The organism is Flavobacterium sp. 9AF (assembly GCF_902506265.1).
Classification (GTDB): domain Bacteria; phylum Bacteroidota; class Bacteroidia; order Flavobacteriales; family Flavobacteriaceae; genus Flavobacterium.
The window spans coordinates 1-22,613 of the sequence record NZ_LR733588.1 but is presented as its reverse complement, the minus strand read 5'-3'; the positions used below and the strand labels follow the sequence as shown (position 1 = coordinate 22,613).

Below are 22,613 nucleotides of genomic sequence, written 5' to 3'. Positions count from 1 at the left end.
CTATATATTTAGGAGAAAATATTATATCATTTGTGCCTCTATGAAATAAATTAACGTCTTCGGTAATTATATAATTATTACCATTAAATTTTCCATCTCCCCATGTAAAATATATATCAAAATATTTTGATTTTCCTTCTATATAAAAGTTAGAAATATTATTACTTTCAATATATAAAAATTCATTTTCAATTTTTAAATAAAAATCACCTGTTCCCGCATCATCTTCTAAATCTAAAGAAAATATTTTTATTGAAGGATAGTGTAATACCCCATCAGTTATTATATTTTGATTAGTTTTAGAATGTATCTCAGTTAGATTAGGTGTGGTTACATAAACGATTGTTTGTCCATAATCTCGAGCTAAATTACAAGTTGAGTTATCTTTTATAATAAGCATATCATTTTCAATAATTAGACTCAAGTTCTCTAAAATTTTATCATTAGTTTCTATATTAACTTGATATGCGGGTCCTTCTTTGATAATTAATGCTATTCCTTCATGAACTGTAATTTTTGTAAAACCTTCTAAAGCATAGGATTGAACAATTCTGTTTCCATTTCCCTTAAAACAATCTTCTGATATACCACAACTAACTAACAATAATAATAGTAGTATATATGCGTTCACTTTTATCATAATCGTATTCCTAAAGTTGCTTCTACAGCCTCAGCTCTTCCTCTATGTGTTTTTAAACCAATACCTGTGAAACAGTTTTTGTAAAGGTAATATTTTAGTCCAACTCTTTGATAAATATTATCCTCATAATGAAATGGTTTATAAATATAATATCCTAGCTGTGTTTCGATAGATAACTTATTAATAAATAATTCGTGTCCTAAAAACAAACCTATTCTTTTATAATCGGTATTGGGATGGGTATAGTTTGAATGGTTTTCTGGGAAAGCAACTGAAACAAATTGAATATAATCTTTTAAATATCTAGAAAAGAAAATATCTGTTCCTGCTTGTAAAGCAGTTTTTCTACCTAATCGTTTGTCAACATAAAAACCTAAATGATAAAACTGTTTTTGTCCTATACCTGTTATAGGTCCTTCAGAAACACCTGTTCTAAAGGCAATGTTATAACGAATAGGTTCAACAAAATTAGACTTAGGAAGTAATGAATCTCTCTTTATTTCTTTTTGGTCATCAAAAATGTAGTTGATTCCAAAATTAAATGCTATAGTATTTAAACCAATATTAGGTGATTTTATTCTTCCATTAGAAAAATGATTCAATAAAAATCCGGTTTGTAAACCCATGCCGTCTATTATGTTTTCTTTTTTGTATTGTAATAAAAAATACGTGTTATCCATTAGTTTTGTTCCAAAAGCTATGTTTTTGTTGTTGGTCTCTTTATCATAAGGGTGTGATGTCATACCAATTCCTTGTGACACTCTGAACATTAAATTTCGTTTTAAGAAATAAAAATTATAGTGAACTCCTAAAGCAAAATTATGCCCCAAATAATTGTTTTTGAAATCAATGTAATGAAAAGATATCCCATAATCTGGATAATTATAAGCCTGATGCCATTCTTTAGTGCCATTGGTTTTCCAATTATAACTCAACATAAATCCATTAGGATGACCACTAATTAAATGACTCACTTCGTCTTTATGTTTATATATATTTCCTCTAAAAACTTGAATATCAAAATAACTGTTTTCTTTTTCTTGATTTTGAGAAAAAGAACTAAAACAGAAGAAGAACAAAGAGATACATAAAATTGGTTTCATTCCTTTATACTTTTTGAAGACAATCTTGAAGACTTCTTTTCCAATTTTGAATATTTAAAGCAAAGACTTCTTTTATTTTAGTTTTATCCAAAACACTATACTGTGGTCTTTTTGCAGGTGTAGAGTAAGACGTGGTAGGTATAGAGTGTAAATTGATTTTTATATCTTTCTCGTTAAAAATTTCTTTTGCAAAATCATACCAAGAACATTGCCCTTCATTACTAAAATTATAGATTCCATAAAAGTTATCCCAATCATTTCTAGAAGTACAAAATAACATAATAGTAATTAAAGCTTCAGCTAAATCTACAGCATAAGTAGGTGTTCCAATTTGATCATTAACTACAGATAAAGTATCTCTTTCGGTTGCCAATCGTAGCATGGTTTTCATAAAATTAGTACCAAATTCAGAATATAACCAGGATGTTCGTATGATAAAATGTTTCTTCCAAAGGTGTTGAACAACTTGTTCTCCTTGTAATTTGGTTAAACCGTAAATTCCTGATGGAAAAGGAACATCTGTTTCAGTAAGACCTAAATTGCTTTTAAGAGGTAGTCGTAATTCTTTATCATAATAAGCAGTACTTTTAGAGTAATAGGCATCAAAAACAAAATCAGTTGAAATATGTAATAAAATGGTATTATAAGTCTTACAAATTTCTGCAATGTTTTCAGCTCCATTAGCATTAATTTCAAAAGCTTTATCTGGCTCTGTTTCCGCTTTATCCACTGCAGTATAGGCTGCAGCATTAATACAAAAACTAGGATTATGTTTTTCAAAGACTTGTTTACAATTTTCTTTATTAGTAATATCTAATTCTTTTGAATTACAAAAAACAAAATCAATTGAAGGGTAGTTTCTTTCAATTGAAAATAGTGCTTGACCTAACTGACCATTTGCCCCAGTTATTAATACTACCATATTTTTTTTGCTTTTTGTAAAGTGGGTAAATTTTTATCTTTTTCTGAAACAATTAGTTCTTCGAAAGAAAATTTCCAATCTATTTTTAATTCTGCATCATTATAGATGATACCTCCTTCACTTTCTTTATTATAAAAATTATCACATTTATAAAAAAAAGTAGCCGATTCACTTAAAACTAAAAATCCATGAGCAAATCCTCTAGGGATAAAAAATTGCTTTTTGTTCTCTGATGATAATAAAACAGAAACATATTCTCCAAATGTGGATGAATTAGGTCTTATATCTATTGCTACATCTAAAACTTCCCCTTCCAAAACACGAACCAATTTTGCTTGAGCAAATGCTCCACATTGGTAATGCAATCCTCTTAATACCCCTTTAGTAGAATATGATTGATTATCTTGAACAAAATGAACATTTTGATGTATTCCTTCCTGAAACGTTTTTTCATTGTAACTTTCCATAAAATAACCTCTTTCATCATGAAATATAGTCGGTTCAATAATGAAACATCCTTTTAATTTAGTTTCTAAAAATGTCATACTTATTCTTTAATCAAACTCATTAAGTGTTTACCATAACCACTTTTTAATAGAGGTTTAGCTAAACTTTCTAAGGCTTCTTTAGTAATAAAACCCATTTTATAAGCCGCTTCTTCTATCGCACCAATTTTTAAACCTTGACGTTCTTCAATGACCTGTACAAATTGACTCGCTTGCATCAAAGACTGAAATGTACCTGTATCAAGCCAAGCCATTCCTCTATCTAAAATAGATACTTTAAGCTTTCCTTTTTCCAAATAAACTTTATTTACATCGGTAATTTCTAATTCGCCACGTTGACTAGGCTTAATATTAGCCGCTATTTCTATAACTTGATTGTCATAAAAATAAATACCTGGAACCGCATAATTTGATTTTGGTTGAAGTGGTTTTTCTTCAATTGATAATACTTTTCCGTTTTTATCAAAATCTACTACACCATAGCGTTCAGGGTCATGAACATGATAGGCATAAACAATACCTCCATCTGGATTATTATTTGCTTGTAATAACTCTGATAAGCCTGTACCATAAAAAATATTATCGCCAAGAATAAGTGCTACTTTATCTTTTCCAATAAAATCTTTTCCGATTATAAATGCCTCAGCTAATCCATTTGGTTCTTCTTGTACTTCATATTCAAATCTACAACCTAAACTGATTCCGTCTCCTAATAGTTTTTTAAATAAAGGTAAATCTTGAGGTGTAGAAATGATTAAGACCTCTCTAATTCCTGCCCACATTAAAGTAGAAAGAGGGTAATAAATCATCGGTTTGTCATAAATAGGCATTAATTGCTTACTTACTGCTAATGTTAGTGGGTGTAAACGAGTACCTGATCCTCCTGCTAATATTATTCCTTTCATGTTTTTAATGTGGTAATTAGACAATATGTCGATGTACCAATTTTTAAATTAATTTATTTTTTTGATGAAGCGATAATTTTATTTGATATCCTTAATTTCAAAAATATCATTTAATAATTCATCAGAATTTGGGTAATTTTCTAATTCATTACATAAAAGTAACCAAAACTCTGTTTCGTTTGCTTCCTTAATTGCAATTTTGATCTTATGAATAAAATCCGCCTTGTTTTCTGCACTTTGAGCTTCCTTTATATTAGCTACAATTGAAGTTCCTGATTTTAATAATTGATTTGCTATTACAAATTTTTATTTTCTTCTAGTTTTTCAGTATACAGAACTACTTTTTTTGCAAATTCAAAACTTTTTAATAAAATTAAATTTTCGTTGTACTTTTCTTTAAATGTTATCAGGCGTATATAATTAATTTTCAATGTTCAATATGTCAATGCGCCTATTTTATAAATAATACAATAATTAGCACATTGTTGAATCGGCTAATTGGCAAATTTATCAAGGTACCATTCAATAGTTTTTACAATTCCTGTTTCAAAATTTTCATCTGCTATCCATCCTAATTCATTTTCTATCTTGCTCGCATCTATAGCATATCTTAAGTCGTGACCTGGTCTGTCTTTTACAAATGTGATTTGATCTTTATAACTGCCTCCAGATTCTTTTGGTTTTATTTCTTGTAAGATAGAACAAATCTTATCTGCTATATATAAATTATTTCTTTCATTTCTACCTCCAATGTTATAGGTTTCTCCTGATTTCCCTTTTTTAAAAGCTAATTCTATGCCCTTACAATGATCTAATACATATAACCAATCCCGTACATTTTTTCCATCACCATAAATTGGAATATTTTCTCCAGTTAATGCTTTTCTAATAATGGTAGGAATTAACTTTTCGTTATGTTGTTTAGGTCCATAATTATTAGAACAATTCGTTGTAATTACATTCATTCCGTAGGTATGAAAATAACTACGAACAATCATATCTGAACCTGCTTTTGATGCAGAATATGGGCTATTTGGTGCATATGGTGTGGTTTCTTCAAACAAACCTGTTTCGCCTAAAGTTCCATAAACCTCATCTGTAGATACATGATGAAAACGTGAATTTTTAAATTCAGCTTTATAGTTATTTGGTCCGTTCATCCATAATTTACGTGCAACATCTAATAAATTAAATGTGCCTAAAACATTAGTTTTAATAAAAGCTTCTGGACCTAAAATGGAGTTATCTACATGACTTTCCGCTGCAAAATGAATAACATCATGAAACAGATATTTATCAAATAATTCCTCTATAAATTTTCTGTCACAAATATCTCCTTTAACAAATATATAATTGGATTTATTTTTTACATCCTTTAGATTTTCAAGATTACCAGCATATGTTAAAGCATCTAAATTAACCAATTTATAATCTAGATTATGCTCTAGAAAATAGGGTATAAAATTAGAACCAATAAAACCAGCACCTCCTGTTATTAAAATTGATTTCATTCAACTTCTTTTATTGAGTTGATTGTGGTAAAATTTCTTTAATAAATAAAAACTAAAGAATATAACTATAAATATAAAAGGAAATACAAATTTTCTTTTATCGTTTATCCCGGTTGTATTTTTAATATTTAATGTTGTACTTATCGCTTTAATTATTTTATCTGAATTAATAAGATTTATTTTATTTGTACCTTGTTCAGAAACCAAAGCATCTTTCGTTTTTATTATATCATTAATTTGATTGTTTTCATTATAATAAATTAACTTATCACTCTTTTGATTGTTTTTTTGATTTTTATATTCATTTAAAATGACATTAATTTGACTAATAGTACTATCATTTTGTGTCATTTTTTCTTTAATGTTTTGTAAATTTTGCTGTTTAAGCGCATTAAAATATTCTGAATCATTTAAAAATTTCAATACAGGATCTATCGATTTTGCATATTCTGTAGTCCCTTTAGTTTTTAGAGTAATACTATGATATGGATAATTTTTACTGGTAATATCGTTTTCAATTATTTTTTGTAAGTCATTATCTTCAGCCATTAATCTAATTAATTCAAAATTTTCTGGTTTATTAGATATAAATTTATATATATCAATTATAGGTTCTATCTCTATAATTCCAAAATTCTTTCCATCTTTTATTCCAATTGATTTAAGAAATATAGTATCGTTTTCCTTCTTTTTAGCGTTTAATAAATCTATTTTAGCATATAAATAGTCTCCACTGCCAAAATTTGGAGAAACAATGATGTTATGCTTATAAGACTTGTCTATACTGTCTAAAAAATAACCTAATCCAAATCCAAAAATAACCAGTAATATTATTGTTATAATTTTCCTCTTAATAAAAAGAATAAAATCAAAAATAGAATCTAAAAAAGTATTAAATATCCCATTAATTTTTTTTAAAACTTGTCCTAAATCTATCTCTTGGTCTTGAGAATTTGCACTCATAGCTTTTAGTTTATATTAAAAATTTGTTCTAAAATTTTAATTGTAATTAAATACGTCGGTTTTACTCCTGTTGTTCCTAGACCACCTGAAGCTAATGTACTCCCTGTTTCTAAAGGATTATCAGAAGCGTAATACGCATAACGTACTTTTACATTCGCATTAATACTTTTTCGAATTTTAGAAGCAGATTGAATTGCTTTTTGGTAATACGCTCCTTCCATTTCTAATCCAATAGCTTCCCAAGTTGACTCGTGGAAAAACTTTAATAAATCTCTATTTTGAAGAGAAGTACCTAAAACGGTAATCATAGGTCCAGAAAAAACAGGAATATCATTACCTTCAAACATGCTCGCTGTTAATTCATTTTCAAAAGGATAATTATCTGCTGTACCTTCATTAACATGAGCATTTGGAATCATAATATCTCCTTTACCTCCCTGTAAAATTCCAGCTTTACCCATTATTGAAACCGATTCTACATTTAAGAATAATTTATTTTTTTTATCTGTTTTAAATGGTTTTAATAATTCGTCAATGGTTTCAAAAGCTTGCTCTCCAAAAGCATAATCCATAACTATTAAAACTGGTTTGTGTTCATCAGATTTAGCTTTTGAAAAAATGGTCTTTTTGATATCAATTTTTGCAGTGTCAAAAATTTGAACATCTATATTGGTTCCTGAAGTATCAGGTAAAAAAATCATACCTTGTTTAATAGCATATTCTTCAACCTTATTACGGAGTTCTTTATTACTTGAACTACTTAAATCTTCAAACATTTGGAAAGAAGAAGCCTCTTTGTATTTTTTACCAATAACAGGTTCTGCAAAAATAGAATTCATCACACTATGCATATTAGCACTTATGATATGTAAAGGTCTGTCTATTAAATTGTTTTCAAGTAATACCTCTTTAATATTAGTTGCCCAAATATCTCCGTATATGTGATGACCTAAACGCTCTCTTAAAATTGGACTAAAAGTAATTGTTCTCTTATTATTATCTACAATCTCTTCTATGGCTAATTTTCCTAACCAATAAACAACGTGTATGAATCGGTCGGGAGCTTCAGCAATAGCAAAATCATCATAGATATCTTTTACTTCAGCAAAAGTTCTTCCTAGCACATTTGCAGCATGTGAAATAGCTTTTTCTCTTTCAATTAGAGAAAGTTTTTTAGTTTGTTGAACTGCTTGCTCTAGTTTTTGCCAATCACGAGTAACTGTCCCATCATCTGCAATTAAAACTCTGTCTTTAATTTTATGTGATTCTATAAAAATGAATGTTAGATGCGTTAAAATATCATAAATGTCTGAACGCCCTCTGGTTATTTCCACATTCATTTGTTCATCATCTATACGATAACAATTTCTTCTTCTTTTGGGAGGTACAATAGGTTTAAAATGTGAATTTGAATATCCTTCGTCTGAAGTCAAATTGATATATCTACATTCTTCTATCCCTATAGGAAGTCTTTCTATTACATAGAGCAAACCTTTTAACTCTACTTTTTCTTCTGCAATACTTCCATAAATTTCTGGTCGTAAAGAAAGTAAAGCTTGTCTTAATGTTTCTCCTGAAACACCCATAGGTTTATAAAAACCTCTGTTAAATAAATGTCTCATGGTAATATACAGTCGTTCAATAGCTGCTGACGACTCTTGCGCTCTAGAACGCGAAATGTTTTTAATGTCCTTCATTAATATTTTGTTTATCTAACCGACAAAGATAAGTTTTTTATTTTTTAGTTCGTTAAAGTAAGATTAATAGCTGGTTCAAATATGGTTAATTTATCCTGAGGGACTTGTTCATTTGTTTTTTTATTCCATTTTCCTCCATAAAAACTATATAAAAAGTCTCTTTCTACATAATTATATAAAACAAGTGGTTGATATGTCTTTTGTGTTTTTTCTTTTTTTGTATTGGTATCAATTATTATTTTTTCAAACTTATTGGATTCTATAATTAATTTTTCATAAGCAACAAACACTCCTTTTTTGGGTAATACCAAATTATATTTTGCTATTGAATATTTATTTTTTAAAACGCCTTTTTTTATTTTTATTATCAGATCTTTAGAAAGTAATTCTTTTCCTGGTGAACCATCATCATTTACTTCGTAAAAATGTATTTTTAAAGTGGCTTCTTCTAATTTATTATCTGTTTGAATTATAACTGATTTTATAAATGGTGTTTTTTTATAAGAAGATTCATAAGGAAAATATTTTGCTTCAATTTTTGGTCCATTATCAAAGGTTTGTAATATGCTATTAGAAGTTGTACCTATTTCGATTTCTTTCGTTTCTTTTTTATTCAATAAAACTACTTCATCTAATTCTATTACAGCCGCTTTTAAATAAACTGTTTCACTTTTTGCAATTGGAAGAGTTTTTCGATAAAAGCCTAAGGCAGAAAAAATTAAGTTTTTATGGGTGTCTTTTACTTGTAATGTAAAGCTTCCGTCTATATCTGAAGTAGTACCATTTTCTTCGTTTTCTACCCAAATATTTACAAAAGGGATTGGTTCTCCTGAAATACTATCTTTAACAATACCTTTTATTTGAGAAAATACAATACTATGACTAAAAAAAAGGAAAAATAGATAGTTCAAGTTCTGTTTCATTTTAAGATATTATCTTTAGATTATCGGCTATATTTCTATTATCACTTAATCTTGGAATCTTGTTTTGTCCTCCAAGCTTTCCTATTGATTTCATATAGTCTTGAAAGCCATTTTTTTCAACTTTAGAGATCACTAAAGTTCTAAGAACTTTTCCTTCAATTAAATCATCGTAGTAAATATTTTGCTTTCTCATCGCTTGATCTATTTGTAATGCAAACTCTTCAGTACTTTTAGGTTCGTTTTCAAACTCAATAAACCATTCATGATAAGGAAGTCCTTCATTAGGTGTAATTTGAGGAGCCACAGTAAATTCGTTTACACGTATTTCTGTTCCTTCAATAGCTTGTTGTAATGCCTTTTCTACTTCTTTAGCTATTACATGTTCACCAAAAGCTGAAATAAAATGTTTAATTCTACCCGAAACAATAATTTTATAAGGTTTTACACTAGTAAATTGTACTGTATCACCTATGTTGTATCTCCAAAGACCAGCATTAGTCGATATAATCATAACATAATTTACACCCACTTCAACCTCACCAATCGTATATGATTTTACTTTTTTTTCTGAAATTGAATGAAATTCATTTACTTTGATAAATTCATAAAAAATACCAGCATTTAATAACAGTAACATTCCTTCATTATTCCTTGTATGATAATTTTGAGTTTGATAAGCAAAAAAACCTTCAGAAGCAGGAAATAATTCAATTGAATCTACTTTTCTTCCTATTAAATTTTCAAATTTCGCTCTATAAGGCTCATAGTTTACACCTCCATAGATAAATAGATTAAAGTTTTTAAAAAGGGTACCTACAGGTTGGTTTGCTTTTTCTTTTAATTTTTCAAAATACATTTGAACCCATGAAGGAATTCCAGAAATAACGGTCATGTTTTCTTGAATTGTTTCTTCGACAATAGCATTTACTTTGGTTTCCCAATCATCAATACAATTTGTTTCCCAACTAGGCATACGATTTTTTTGCAAATATTTGGGAACGAAATGGGCAACAATTCCAGATAACCTTCCTAATTTAATACCGTTCTTATCTTCTAAAATTGGACTACCTTGGAGAAATATCATTTTCCCTTTTACAAAACTTGCCTTACCCGTTACATGGATATAGTTTAATATAGCATTTCTAGCAGCTTCTATATGAAAAGGCATAGATTCTTTAGAAATAGGAATGTATTTTGCACCAGATGTGGTTCCAGAAGTTTTAGCAAAATATAAAGGTTTGTCTTTCCAAAGTATATTCTCTTCTCCTTTAATTACTTTTTCAATGTACGTTTTTAATTCTTCATAATCTCGTATAGGAACATTATTAGTAAAATCGTCAAATGTGACTATATTCTTAAAATTATGATCCTTTCCAAAAACTGTGTTTTGAGCAGTTTTTATTAATTCTTCAAATACTTTTTCTTGAGTAACAATGGGATTAGTAATCCATTTTTGATTTTTTTGGTAAATATGCTTAGCAAAAATTTTTGCCGCTAAAACCTTAATTGACATATATTATTGGAAATTAATAAACTGTGTAGGGTTAATGGGAAAACCATCTTTCCATAACTCAAAACGTAGCGTACTACTTTTTTCAGTATTAGATGAATTCCCTGCTAAGGCAATAACTTCTCCTGATTTTACTGTATCGCCTTGTTTTTTGGTAACTGAAGCTGCATTTTTATAAACGGATAAAATACCTTCTTGATGTTCAATTATAACAACATAGCCATAAGAAGGTGTCCATTCTGAAAAAATAATAGTTCCTGAAGCGACAGATTTTATAGGTGTATTATCGGCTAAAGCTATTTTAATCGCTAAAAAGTTATTTTTAGCACTATATTTTTCTATAATAGTACCTTGAGCAGGAGAAAATAATACAAAATTTACTTTAGGTTTGGCATTTTCAAAAACGTTGTATTTATCTTCTTGGATAACTTTATTAGTTAATTCTTTTTCTACTTCAGAAGTAGCTAAAGCACTTTCATCTATAGTTTGTTTTTCTGATGCTTTTAGAGAATCTTTGTTCAACTTAGCATATTCTAAATCTCCTGTTAAAACTTTTTTTATAGAAGCAATGTAAACATTGTTAACTTCAACTTTCTTTTGAAGTGAATCAGATTGGATTGCTAAATTCATAGCATCTTTTTTTAACTGAGTAGAAGCATATCCAGGTATATATTCTCTTAAGGGTGTAAAAGCAATTATATAAGTAGTTATACTAATTAAAAAGATAGCAGATAGAGTTACTACGACAAAAACATTCATTAAATTTAGCTTTAAAGAAAAGGTTTCTTCAAAAGTGTCTTCATTAAGAATAACTAATCGTCTCTTATTGAAAAGTTTTTTTAAAAGTATCTGCCTTTTTTTTCTTCTTTTTGTCATCTAACTTTCAATTATTACCTACAAATATACTAATTACAACGGTTTTTTAGGTTAAACGGTATAATTATTAGTTAAAAAATAAAGGTTTCTATTTTTCTTTTTATCTTTGTATCATTAATTATTGAAATCATGAATGCATTAACAATATTTTTAGGCGTTACTGGACCATGGCAAATCGCTCTTGTCATCATTGTTGTTTTATTACTTTTTGGTGGTAAAAAAATTCCAGAATTAATGAAAGGTCTTGGTGGTGGTGTGAAAGAGTTTAAAAACGCTATGAAAGATGAAGACCAAAAATTGAGCAAAAAAGAAGACGAATCGAAAGAATAAATCTCCACAATTTTAAATATAAAGATTCCAAATTCCGATTTTAAACCTAGTTTAACTTGGAATTTGGAATTTTTTGTTTTACAAGATCATTGTTAATTGAATCCTTTTCCTTCCTTCATCTACCTCAACGACTTTTACTTGCACATGTTGGTGTATTTTAACGACTTCATTCACATCGGAAACATATCCTTCTTTAAGTTGTGAAATGTGTACCAAACCACTCTCTTTGATCCCTACATCTACAAAGCAACCAAAAGCAGTAATATTATTCACAATGCCTGGTAAAATCATTCCCGCTCTTAAATCATGTATGGATTTTACATTGGGATCAAATTCAAAAACTTTAGCGGCTTTTCGAGGATCTAAACCTGGTTTTTCTAATTCTTTAACGATATCTTTTAATCCTAAAATTCCAATTTCATTAGTAATATAATTTTCTAATTTTATTTGACTAATCTTTTCTTTGTTGGCAATTAATTCGTTTACTGAAATTTTTAAATCTTTTGCCATTTTCTCAACGATTTTATAAGCTTCAGGATGCACCGCAGAATTATCTAATGGGTTTTTCCCTTCTTTAATTCGTATAAAAGCGGCTGCTTGTTGGTATGCTTTATCACCTAATCGTGGCACTTTTTTCAAATCTTTTCTATCTTCAAAAGGACCATTTTCAGATCGATAAGTGACAATATTTTCTGCCATTTTTTCTCCAATTCCAGAAACATAGCTTAACAAAGATTTACTTGCTGTATTGATGTTAATTCCAACAGAGTTCACACATCGTATAACAACTGTATCTAACTCTTCTTTTAATTTGGTTTGATCCACATCATGCTGGTATTGTCCTACACCAATAGATTTTGGATCAATTTTAACTAATTCTGCTAATGGATCACTTAATCTTCTTCCAATAGAAACAGAACCACGAACCGTAACATCATACGTAGGAAATTCATCACGAGCAATTTTAGAAGCAGAATATACAGATGCTCCTGCTTCTGAAACAACAAATACTTGAACTGTTTTGTCGAAAGCGATTTTTTTAATAAAAAACTCCGTTTCTCTGCTTGCCGTACCATTTCCAATTGAAATGGCTTCAATATTATACGCATTTACCATAGAACGCACTTTTTTCATCGCCATTGCGGTTTCGTTTTGAGGAGCATGTGGATAAATGGTTTCATTGTATAACAAATCGCCTTTTTCATCCAAACAGACTACTTTACAACCGCTTCTAAATCCTGGATCTATAGCCATGATTCTTTTTTCTCCTAAAGGTGGTGCTAATAATAACTGACTTAAATTACCTGCAAATACGTCTATCGCTTTTTCATCTGCTTTGGCCTTAGCCTCTTGCAAAGTTTCATTTGAAATAGCAGGTTCTAATAAACGTTTGTAACTGTCTTTAATGGCAATTTTAACTTGTTGAGAGCTCTCGTTTTTGCCTTTTAAAATATTCTCTTCGATAAAGTCTAGTGCTTCTTCATTTTCAATTTCTACATTTAGTTTTATAAATCCTTCTTTTTCGGCACGAAGCATAGCTAATAAACGATGTGAAGGTGCTTTAGAAATAGCTTCTGACCATTCAAAATACTGTTGAAATTTTTGTGCTTCTTCTTCCTCTGCTTTCTTTTTTACTACTTTAGTTGAGATAACTGCTTTTCTTTGGAACAAACGACGTAAATTTTTACGGATGTACATATTTTCATTAATCCATTCCGCAATTATATCTCTAGCGCCTTGTAAAGCGTCATCTTCATTAGATACCTTTTTAGTAATATATTTAGAAGCTTCAAATTCAATTTCATCATTGTTTTGAGCCATAATAATTTTTGCCAAAGGTTCAAGACCATTTTCTCTTGCTACATCTGCCTTAGTTTTCTTTTTCTTTTTATAAGGCAAGTACAAATCTTCAATTTCTTGTAAATCAAAACTATTTTGAATTTTAGATTTCAGTTCAGAAGTAAGTTGGCCTTGCTCTTCAATAGATTTTAATATGGCTTCCTTTCTTTTTACAATTTCATCATATTGTTTTGCTAATTTAGCAATTGCTTCAATCTCTATTTCATCTAAGTTTCCTGTTTGATCTTTTCGATAACGAGAGATAAAAGGAATAGTACAATCTTCTGAAAGTAATTTTAAAGTGGCTTCAATGTTTTTGTCAGCCGTGTTTACGACTGTTTTTATAAATTGTATAGGAGTCATTTTTTTATTTAATTTCTGGTGTGCAATTTATACAAATAAAGTTAATATGATAAAAGAGAGAAACGAAAATAAAGTGTTTTTATTCTTCTAACTTTTTAAAAGCTAATCCTAAATTTTCTATTACATCTGTAATTAACATACTTTCTACGCTTTGTGTTTTTAAAGTAATATCTGCGGCTAATCCATGAAGAAAAACCCCTAGAATTGAAGCTTGTAATGGAGTATATTTTTGAGCTAATAATCCGGTGATTATTCCTGTTAAAGCATCACCCGAACCCGCTTTTGCTAGACCTGAATTTCCAGTAGTATTTTCAAATGTTTCTTTACCATTTGTAATAAATGTTTTAGCTCCTTTTAATACAATAATAACATCCATTTCATTTGCTTTATTAATGGCTGTTACTTGCCTTTCATCATTTGTATAATGATTACCAAACAACCGATCAAATTCCTTAGGATGTGGGGTTAAAACTGTATCTTTAGGTAGTTGGTTACACCAATCTTTATTTTCAGCTAAAATATTCAAGGCATCGGCATCCAATATAATATTTTTATTGTTCTTTAAAAGAGAAAAGAAAACTATTTTTTGAGATTCTTCATTAGTATTTATTCCTGGTCCTACTCCAATAGCATCATATTTAGAAAAATCGATATTATTTTCACGAAATTCTATCATAGCTTCTGGTAAAAAACTATTTAAAGCTATTTTTTCATCTTTTGGAATATTAGTAGTAAGTAACCCAACACCTATTCGTAAGCAAGATTTAGAAGCAATTAAAGCCGCTCCTATTTTATTAGTACTTCCAGCAATTAGTAAAGCATGTCCGTGAGTACCTTTGTGAGAATCAATGACTCTTTTTTTATAAACTGTTTGTATGAATGATAAATCTATTTTTTGCATTTCTTATTCTTCTCCTTCAAATTTAAAATTTCGCTTCATAAAATTAAGAGCTGCTTCAACAATTTCACCCATGGTTTTCGCTTTTTTAAAATTTACATCATGTGTATAATCATAAATTTCTTTTCCTAATTGTTGTATATGCGATAAAGGAGCTAAAGGGGTAGATTTCATAGCATCTAATAAATCATGTATTCTCTCTTTAGAATCTCTAAGCCTTTTTACTAATACAGATCGCTCTTCATTTTGATACTGTTCGATTGAACTTTGACTTAATTTATTTTGTACCAATTGATTGTATTTAAAATTTTCTTTAAAAAGATATGGCTTATACAACTTAAAACTACCTTCATAACTTTGCTGATCAAAATCGATAGCTCTAATTTTAAATACTAATTGATCAAAATCATAAATTGGTATAACCACAAAATTATAGGAACGCATATCTCCTAATAAGCCAATCATACATCTTTCATTGAATTTAACGAACTGTTTGGCTATTTGGGATTTAGCATGTTCTGTACACTCTTTTAAATTGTTCTCTAAAAAAACGTCTCCAGGAATTCCTACAATGTGTTCTTCTATTAAAGTGTCTTTAAAAACTAAATAATTAATCCGATTGGGAGATAAAATATGTTCTAATTCTAATCCATAAATACGAGAAGCATCTGCTTTTTTTATATAAAAATGCGTGTAATTGTCATTTAAAATGTTTCTGACTTTAATTCGAAAAGGTTTGGAATTTCCGAACGTACAAAAATCAATTTGGTCTACATTTAAAAAAGCAAAACTACTTTCGTTACCATCAGAATGTAGAAGCGTATATATTTTTTTTAGATTTTTATCAATTTCTGCTCTTTCATATTCATTATAATATACCCTTACCCATAAAGTATCTTTTCCTTGTTTATCATAGACAGATATTGCCCCTTGAAAACGCAATAAATCATCATAAAATACATTGGTCTTGGTTAACCTTTTATATTTATCTAGATAATCACGAAGTGGTTTATTAATAGGAAAACATTCTTTTTTTAGTTGCTTTTTTGCTTCATTCATACTAAATTTTACTTCTAATCTTGCACTATATAATCTTTTGGATCTTCTTTTTTAAATTCAGGTTGAATATTAATATGGTTAATATGAAATTTTTCAAATAATAATTTTTCTATTTGATGTAATAACAAGTTGAAATCGCTCATTGTTATATCTTCAGAACAATCTAAATGCGCTTCTAAATGCAATTCTTCTTCATTTAAATGCCAAACATGAATATGATGCAATTTATTAACACCTTTAATTTTATGTACTTCTCTAACTAATTCTTTAATATTAATGTGTTCTGGTGTAAATAACATTAATATTTTAGTTGCTTTTTTTAGTAAATCATAACCCACAATAATCAAATAGATAGCAATAGCCAATGTCATAACACTATCAATCCAAAATATTTTATAAAAAAGCATTAATAAACCACCTATTAATACGGCTACTGAAGCCATCATATCTGTTAATAAATGGAGATAAGCCGATTTCATATTCATATTATGACTCGCATCTTTCTTTAATAAAATTACAGATAGTCCATTGACAACAATTCCTAATACGGCTAACCAAATAACTAAAACAGATTCTATTTCTTGAGGAGTAATGAATCTTTCAATAGCTCCATAGATTAAAATAAAAGCGACAATAATTAATGTAGCAGCATTAACAAAAGCAGCTAAAATTTCTGCTCTTTTGTAACCAAATGTTTGATCTAAAGAAGCTTTTCTTCTTGATAATTTATGTGCAACATAACTAAATACTAGAGAAAGTACATCAGAAAAATTATGTAAAGCATCAGAAATTAAGGCTAAACTTCCTGAAATGATACCTCCAACAATTTGGGCAAAAGTGATAATAACATTTAACCCAATTGAAAAGAGTAAATTCTTGCCTTCAACATTATGCTTATGAATGTGGTTATGAGACATTATTGTTATTTTTAACTGATTAATTTATAGACCATTTCTATAACAAATAGTCTATAAATCATTTTCTTACTTATTATTGACAAGCAATTTTGTTTACTCTATTAGCGTGTCTTCCCCCTTCAAAAGCGGTATTTAAAAAAGTTTCCACCATTTGTACGGCTTGTTCAACAGAAGTAAAACGAGCTGGAATACTAATAATGTTAGCATCATTATGTAAACGAGCTAATTCAGCAATTTCTTTAGTCCAACAAAGTGCAGCTCTTATCTCTTGATGTTTGTTAACCGTCATAGCAATTCCATTTCCTGAACCACAAATAACAATACCAAAATCTGCTTTTTTGTTAGTTACATCTTCTGCAACTGGATGACCAAAATCAGGATAATCTACACTATCAAAAGTATCTGTGCCATGATTAATAATTTGATGCCCTTTAGTTTCTAAAAATTGAACAATTGCTTTTTTGTAATTTGGACCCGCATGGTCGTTACCGATTGAAATAATCATAATTGGTTGTGTTGTTTATTACTTACAAAAATAAGTAATAAACTATGGAGTAAAAAAAGAGAAACCAATTATTATTATTTTTTAGAAATGTATTTTTTAATTACCTAGGAATCAGTTATCTAAAAATGAATTTAAAGTTAATTCACTCCAATGTTAATAGTATTTTACAATGTATTGATAATCAGCTAACTTTAAATTAACATAGTTTGTTAATAACTAAAAACAAAAAAAGAGAAGTTTTTTAAAAAGGAAAGGAGTTTTTTTATAATCAAAAAGAGAAATGAAAAATAAAGGAATAGTTTTTAATTTTTATTCTAAACTTATGAGTTTATCAACCTTACTTATTAACAAAATCTGATGTAAAAGTTATATACAAAAAACATAAAAAAAAGATAATTAACAGTTGTTAATAACTTAAAAGAAATGTTTCGTTAAAAATTAAAAATCAAAGTTTTAAATAAAAAAAAAGCTGTTAATAGAATTGTATAACTCTTTACAACTTTAAAATTGCTAATAAATTTAAAAACTTATTCCACATATTAACAGGCTATCATAACCATCATAAATTTTAAAATTTTAAAAAAGAATTTTTGTTGTTTTTAAATACTGTTGAAAACTCTCTTTTTTTAAACTAAACAATTTTTAAATGATTGTCATTTTTATAACTGTCTAAAATTTCTTTTGCTTTTATTAAATCGTTTGGATGTACTTTTAATTGGATCCCTCCGTAAGCAATTGAAGCAAATGGATCAATAGAAACTAAAGTTTCATTTTGAAAAATATATTCTATACCTTCTTGATCTAATAAATTTTTTAAAATAAAAGTTTCATGAGGAAAGTTAAAAACAGCAACAGTTACAAATTCTTTCATAAATAAATACTTTTTATAAAGATAAATAATGTTAGATTTATATTAAAACTTAACACATATATCTTACAACTTATAACAATTTCGTAACTTTCCACATTAATTAAAATATAGCCAAGATAAATTTTATAGAATACAAAAAGTTTTAATAACGATATTCATGTATTCTCATAAAAAATATTAAAGCACAGATAAATGATATAATGAGTAAGAAATCAAAAAAACTTGGTAAAAAACAAAAGGATTTTACAGCACAAATTTTTAAAATACTATCTAAAGAACCTTCAAAATCTTTTAATTACAAACAAATAGCTGCCGTTTTAGAATTAAGTGATACCAAGAGTAGAAATGAAATTATTAGAGATTTAAAAATTTTAAAATCACAAGATAAAATACACGAAACAGATAGAGGGAAGTATCAAATTATTTCTAAATCTGAATATTATGAAGGAATTATAGATATGACATCTCGTAAAACTGGATATTTTGTTTGTGATGAATTAGAAGATGATGTTTTTATCCCTTTTATTAATTTGAACCATGCTTTAGATGGTGATAAAGTTAAAGCTTATATTTATAATAGAAGAAGTTCTAGAAGACCGGAAGCTGAAGTTTTAGAAATTTTAGAAAGAGCCAAAACAGAATTTGTAGGGGTTATCGATATTCAAAAAAACTTTGCTTTTGTTACTACGACTAATGCTAAAATGTACACCGATATTTTTATTCCAAAGAATAAAATAAATGGTGCTCAACATGGAGAAGTAGTTTTAGTTTCTATGGAAGATTGGCCCAAAAAAGCAGATTCACCTTTTGGAACTGTAATAAAAATATTAGGTAAACCTGGAGAACATAATACTGAAATTCATGCCATTCTTGCTGAATATGGTTTACCCTATGATTTTCCTATTGAAGTTGAAACTTATGCTAATAAAATAGACACTTCAATAACAGAAGAAGAAATAGCTAAAAGGAGAGATATGAGAAATATCCTCACTTTTACTATTGATCCAAAAGACGCTAAAGATTTTGATGATGCCTTATCTTTTCAAGTATTAGAGAATGGTAATTATGAAATAGGTGTACATATTGCGGATGTATCACATTATGTAAAAGAAGGAACTATTTTAGATGATGAGGCATATAATAGAGCTACTTCGGTTTATTTGGTGGATAGAGTTGTACCAATGCTCCCTGAAGTACTTTCAAATTTTGCTTGTTCACTTCGACCTCATGAAGAAAAATATACTTTTTCTGCTGTTTTTCAATTGAATAAAAAAGCAGAAGTTGTCGATTCTTGGTTTGGAAGAACCGTAATTTATAGTGATCAACGTTTTGCTTATGAAGAAGCACAAGCTATAATTGAGGGTAAAAGTGATATAATTCCTGCTGAAATTTCATTAACTGGTGCAACATATAACGTACCTCTACCAATAGTTGAAGCAACATTGAAATTAGATGAATTAGCTAAAATTTTAAGAAGGAAAAGAATGGCTAATGGTGCTATTTCTTTTGATAAAGTGGAAGTAAAATTTCATTTAAATCAAAATGCTGAACCTACAGGAGTTTATTTTAAACAAAGTAAAGATGCTAATCATTTGATAGAGGAATTCATGTTGTTAGCCAATAGAAAAGTAGCAGAATTTATTGGTAAACAGAAAAAGACTTTTGTATATCGTATTCATGATGAGCCTAATGAAGATAAACTTTTTGGATTACAAAATGTGATTACAAAATTTGGTTATTCAATAAATTTTAAATCAAAAGAAACTATTTCAAAATCTTTGAATACTTTATTAGAAGAAGTGCAAGGAAAAAAAGAACAAAATTTAGTGGATACTTTAGCTATTAGAACTATGAGTAAAGCAGCATATTCTACCGAAAATATTGGTCATTATGGTTTAGCTTTCGATTATTATAGCCATTTCACTTCGCCTATTCGTCGTTATCCAGATGTTATGGCACACCGTTTGCTGCAACATTATATAGATGGAGGTAAAAGTGTGAATGAAGAAGATTATGAAGAGAAATGCCGCCATTCATCAGATATGGAAAATTTAGCTGCACAGGCAGAAAGAGATTCTATAAAATACATGCAAGTAAAATACATGCAAGATCATAAAGATGAAGAGTTTTTAGGAGTCATTTCTGGTGTTACCGAATGGGGAATTTATGTAGAAATTATAGAAAACAAATGCGAAGGAATGTGTCGCATTAGAGAAATAAAAGATGATTATTATACTTTCGATGAAAAACAATATGCCTTAGTAGGTGAAGTTTCAAAGAATATTTTACAACTTGGAGATGAAGTATTTGTAAAGGTTAAAAATGCAGATTTAGTTAAAAAGCAATTAGATTTCTGGTACCTAAGAAAAAATGAATAAAAGAATTAAGACAATAAAAAATAAGAAGTTATGAAAAAATTAATGTTTAGTTTAGTGCTTGTTTGCGCTTTAGGTTTTGCTCAAAATGAGAAACAAGTTGGTGATTTTTCAAAAGTTACCGCTTTTGATAAAATTGATGTTTATCTTATTCAAAGTACAGAAAATAAAGTAGTTTTAAAAGGAGATAAAAAAGAAGATGTAGAATTAGTAAACAAAAATGGCGAATTAAAAATACGCATGAGTTTTGGTAAATTGTTACAAGGAGATAATATTTCTGCTACAGTTTATTACACAAAAATAGAGGCAATTGAAGCTAATGAAGGTTCTAGAGTTTCTTCAAATGATACCTTTGAAGGAATCCTTTTTGATTTAATTGCTAAAGAAGGTTCAGAAATAAAAATCAAATTAGACACAGATAAATTAAATGTTAGAGCTTCTCAAGGTAGTATTTTAAAACTATCAGGAAATGTTGATTATGCTGATGTATTAGTAAATTCTGGTGCTCAATATGAAGCAAAAGAGTTAATAACTAAACAAACCACGATTACTGGAAATGCAGGTGGCCAAGCTGATGTTTATGCAACTGATTTAGTTGATGCTAAAATTAGAGCTGGTGGAACAATTTTGATTCATGGAAAACCAATGCAAATCAACCAAAAAACAATAGCAGGAGGTACTATAGAACAAGCAAAATAGTTTTATTTTCTTACCTTCGTGTTTTAACTTGTTTTTTTGTTTGTATGTGGCAAGATATTTTAGCAGCTATTCCTTGGGGATTACTTTTGGCTTTTTCCATTGGTCCTGGTTTTTTCGTTCTTTTAGAAACTAGTATAACCAAAGGGTTTAGAGCTGCTTTAACTTTAGATTTAGGTATTGTTTTTGGTGATATTTTATTCATATTAATTGCTTATTTAAGTACAAACCAACTACTCGAACAATTAAAAGATAATCCTACCCTTTTTATTGTGGGTGGTTTAATAATGCTTGTTTATGGGTTAATTTCTTTTATACAATTAAAAAAAACGTATAAAAAAAGACAAGAAATTGAAGATGAAGAAGATAATATTACTAAAAACAATTATTTTGCCTTATTTTTCAAAGGTTTTTTACTAAATTTCATTAATATAGGGGTTTTAGGTTTTTGGTTAATGATTATTATTACTCATGGACCAAAGATGAATATGAATACCGAACGTATCACCATTTTCTTTGGAGCTATTTTATTTTTTTATCTCTTATTTGACATAGCTAAAATACTTTTAGCGAAACAATTAAAACATAAATTGACGCCTCAAAACATTTATAAAATTAAAAGAGTTATAAGTATTGTAATTTTAATTTTCGGATTGTTTTTCATGCTTCAAGGTTTATTTCCAAACGAAAAACAAAAATTACAGCAACATTTTGATATGTTTAAAAGCGAATAAAAATGAAAATTATATATATCCTACTTTTAATTAGTTATGGTTTATTTGCTCAAAATACAAAAAAAGAGTTTTTATTTGATATAGATAATGATACTGTAAGTAAAGAGTTTTTTTTAAAAAAAATAAAAAGAAAAGACATTGGTTACAGTATTTTCGAAAGTGATTCTATAATAAATTTAAAACTTGTAAAAAGTAATAAAATAGATGAATTATTTGAGCATTATAAAATAGGTACAATAGATAATAAAAACAAAAATATTTTAATTCAAGAATTACAAAATTTATCAAATAGTAAAGTTGATAGTTTAGATATAATTGTGATTAATTTTTTTAATGATGAAAAAGAACTTAATCTTAATCAAAAACCACTTATTGACTTTTATACTTCAAATAATCATTATATTAATTTTTTTAAAAATTCAAAATTTGCTAAACAGTTCTTTATAACTGAGAAAAATTATATTTATAAC

Annotated in this window: 23 protein-coding genes; 5 read left to right on the top strand and 18 right to left on the bottom strand. The window is 28.2% G+C overall.

Translation table 11 applies throughout. From position 1 onward, the window contains the following. The 12 genes from HALO113_RS16170 to HALO113_RS16115 form a co-directional block, all read right to left on the bottom strand. The coding region (locus tag HALO113_RS16170) for a GIN domain-containing protein (protein WP_159780176.1) at window positions 1-631 on the bottom strand (631 nt) is incomplete at its 3' end. 5 nt (window positions 632-636) lie between these two features. Then, window positions 637-1,743, bottom strand: coding sequence for an acyloxyacyl hydrolase (locus HALO113_RS16165; protein ID WP_159780175.1), 1,107 nt, complete (start codon window positions 1,741-1,743; stop codon window positions 637-639). 4 nt (window positions 1,744-1,747) lie between these two features. Further along, window positions 1,748-2,665: a dTDP-4-dehydrorhamnose reductase gene (gene rfbD, locus HALO113_RS16160; protein ID WP_159780174.1), complete on the bottom strand. Its 918-nt coding sequence runs from the start codon at window positions 2,663-2,665 to the stop codon at window positions 1,748-1,750. Continuing rightward, window positions 2,659-3,210 (bottom strand): dTDP-4-dehydrorhamnose 3,5-epimerase, encoded by a 552-nt coding sequence (gene rfbC, locus HALO113_RS16155; protein WP_159780173.1) that lies wholly within the window; start codon window positions 3,208-3,210, stop codon window positions 2,659-2,661. Before rfbC ends, rfbD begins: the two co-directional genes overlap by 7 nt. Before the next feature lie 2 nt (window positions 3,211-3,212). Beyond that, on the bottom strand, window positions 3,213-4,076 hold the full coding sequence (rfbA, locus tag HALO113_RS16150) for a glucose-1-phosphate thymidylyltransferase RfbA (RefSeq protein WP_159780172.1): 864 nt from the start codon (window positions 4,074-4,076) through the stop codon (window positions 3,213-3,215). Between the two features lie 78 nt (window positions 4,077-4,154). After that, the gene (locus tag HALO113_RS16145; RefSeq protein WP_236554773.1) at window positions 4,155-4,328 is read right to left on the bottom strand and encodes a four helix bundle protein; all 174 of its coding nucleotides are present in this window, start codon (window positions 4,326-4,328) and stop codon (window positions 4,155-4,157) included. A 242-nt stretch (window positions 4,329-4,570) separates the two neighbouring features. Continuing rightward, entirely contained in the window at window positions 4,571-5,587 is a 1,017-nt protein-coding gene (gene rfbB, locus HALO113_RS16140) for a dTDP-glucose 4,6-dehydratase (RefSeq protein WP_159780171.1), read from the bottom strand. Then, on the bottom strand, window positions 5,588-6,550 hold the full coding sequence (locus HALO113_RS16135; protein ID WP_159780170.1) for a hypothetical protein: 963 nt from the start codon (window positions 6,548-6,550) through the stop codon (window positions 5,588-5,590). Between the two features lie 5 nt (window positions 6,551-6,555). Continuing rightward, complete coding sequence (locus tag HALO113_RS16130) at window positions 6,556-8,247, bottom strand: hypothetical protein (RefSeq protein WP_159780169.1); 1,692 nt, start codon at window positions 8,245-8,247, stop codon at window positions 6,556-6,558. Between the two features lie 44 nt (window positions 8,248-8,291). Next, window positions 8,292-9,170, bottom strand: a complete 879-nt coding sequence (locus HALO113_RS16125) for a carboxypeptidase-like regulatory domain-containing protein (RefSeq protein ID WP_159780168.1) — start codon at window positions 9,168-9,170, stop codon at window positions 8,292-8,294. Window position 9,171: 1 nt separating this feature from the next. Then, on the bottom strand, window positions 9,172-10,683 hold the full coding sequence (locus tag HALO113_RS16120; RefSeq protein ID WP_159780167.1) for a GH3 auxin-responsive promoter family protein: 1,512 nt from the start codon (window positions 10,681-10,683) through the stop codon (window positions 9,172-9,174). Between the two features lie 3 nt (window positions 10,684-10,686). After that, window positions 10,687-11,556, bottom strand: a complete 870-nt coding sequence (locus HALO113_RS16115) for a murein hydrolase activator EnvC (protein ID WP_159780166.1) — start codon at window positions 11,554-11,556, stop codon at window positions 10,687-10,689. A gap of 129 nt (window positions 11,557-11,685) precedes the next feature. Between HALO113_RS16115 and HALO113_RS16110 the strand changes: the two genes are divergently transcribed. After that, window positions 11,686-11,886: a twin-arginine translocase TatA/TatE family subunit gene (locus tag HALO113_RS16110; RefSeq protein WP_159780165.1), complete on the top strand. Its 201-nt coding sequence runs from the start codon at window positions 11,686-11,688 to the stop codon at window positions 11,884-11,886. A gap of 78 nt (window positions 11,887-11,964) precedes the next feature. Here the strand turns inward: HALO113_RS16110 and HALO113_RS16105 are convergent, their stop codons facing one another. The 6 genes from HALO113_RS16105 to HALO113_RS16080 form a co-directional block, all read right to left on the bottom strand. Then, a complete protein-coding gene (locus HALO113_RS16105) occupies window positions 11,965-14,088 on the bottom strand; it encodes a Tex family protein (protein WP_159780164.1) in 2,124 nt (707 codons plus the stop codon). Between the two features lie 79 nt (window positions 14,089-14,167). Continuing rightward, a complete protein-coding gene (locus HALO113_RS16100; protein WP_159780163.1) occupies window positions 14,168-14,989 on the bottom strand; it encodes an NAD(P)H-hydrate dehydratase in 822 nt (273 codons plus the stop codon). 3 nt (window positions 14,990-14,992) lie between these two features. Next, complete coding sequence (locus HALO113_RS16095) at window positions 14,993-16,045, bottom strand: hypothetical protein (RefSeq protein WP_159780162.1); 1,053 nt, start codon at window positions 16,043-16,045, stop codon at window positions 14,993-14,995. A 14-nt stretch (window positions 16,046-16,059) separates the two neighbouring features. After that, window positions 16,060-16,962, bottom strand: coding sequence for a cation diffusion facilitator family transporter (locus HALO113_RS16090; protein WP_159780161.1), 903 nt, complete (start codon window positions 16,960-16,962; stop codon window positions 16,060-16,062). A gap of 73 nt (window positions 16,963-17,035) precedes the next feature. After that, window positions 17,036-17,467 (bottom strand): ribose 5-phosphate isomerase B, encoded by a 432-nt coding sequence (gene rpiB, locus HALO113_RS16085; protein ID WP_159780160.1) that lies wholly within the window; start codon window positions 17,465-17,467, stop codon window positions 17,036-17,038. Window positions 17,468-18,098: 631 nt separating this feature from the next. Then, entirely contained in the window at window positions 18,099-18,338 is a 240-nt protein-coding gene (locus HALO113_RS16080; protein ID WP_159780159.1) for a DUF2007 domain-containing protein, read from the bottom strand. A gap of 200 nt (window positions 18,339-18,538) precedes the next feature. Here HALO113_RS16080 and rnr point away from each other — a divergent pair, with 200 nt between their 5' ends. The 4 genes from rnr to HALO113_RS16060 all read left to right on the top strand — a co-directional run. Then, window positions 18,539-20,716, top strand: a complete 2,178-nt coding sequence (gene rnr, locus HALO113_RS16075; protein WP_159780158.1) for a ribonuclease R — start codon at window positions 18,539-18,541, stop codon at window positions 20,714-20,716. Window positions 20,717-20,746: 30 nt separating this feature from the next. Next, window positions 20,747-21,412, top strand: coding sequence for a head GIN domain-containing protein (locus tag HALO113_RS16070; protein WP_159780157.1), 666 nt, complete (start codon window positions 20,747-20,749; stop codon window positions 21,410-21,412). A 44-nt stretch (window positions 21,413-21,456) separates the two neighbouring features. Continuing rightward, window positions 21,457-22,143 (top strand): LysE family translocator, encoded by a 687-nt coding sequence (locus tag HALO113_RS16065; protein WP_159780155.1) that lies wholly within the window; start codon window positions 21,457-21,459, stop codon window positions 22,141-22,143. Window positions 22,144-22,145: 2 nt separating this feature from the next. Next, window positions 22,146-22,613 (top strand): hypothetical protein (locus tag HALO113_RS16060; RefSeq protein ID WP_370519394.1); only part of this gene is annotated, 468 nt, incomplete at its 3' end.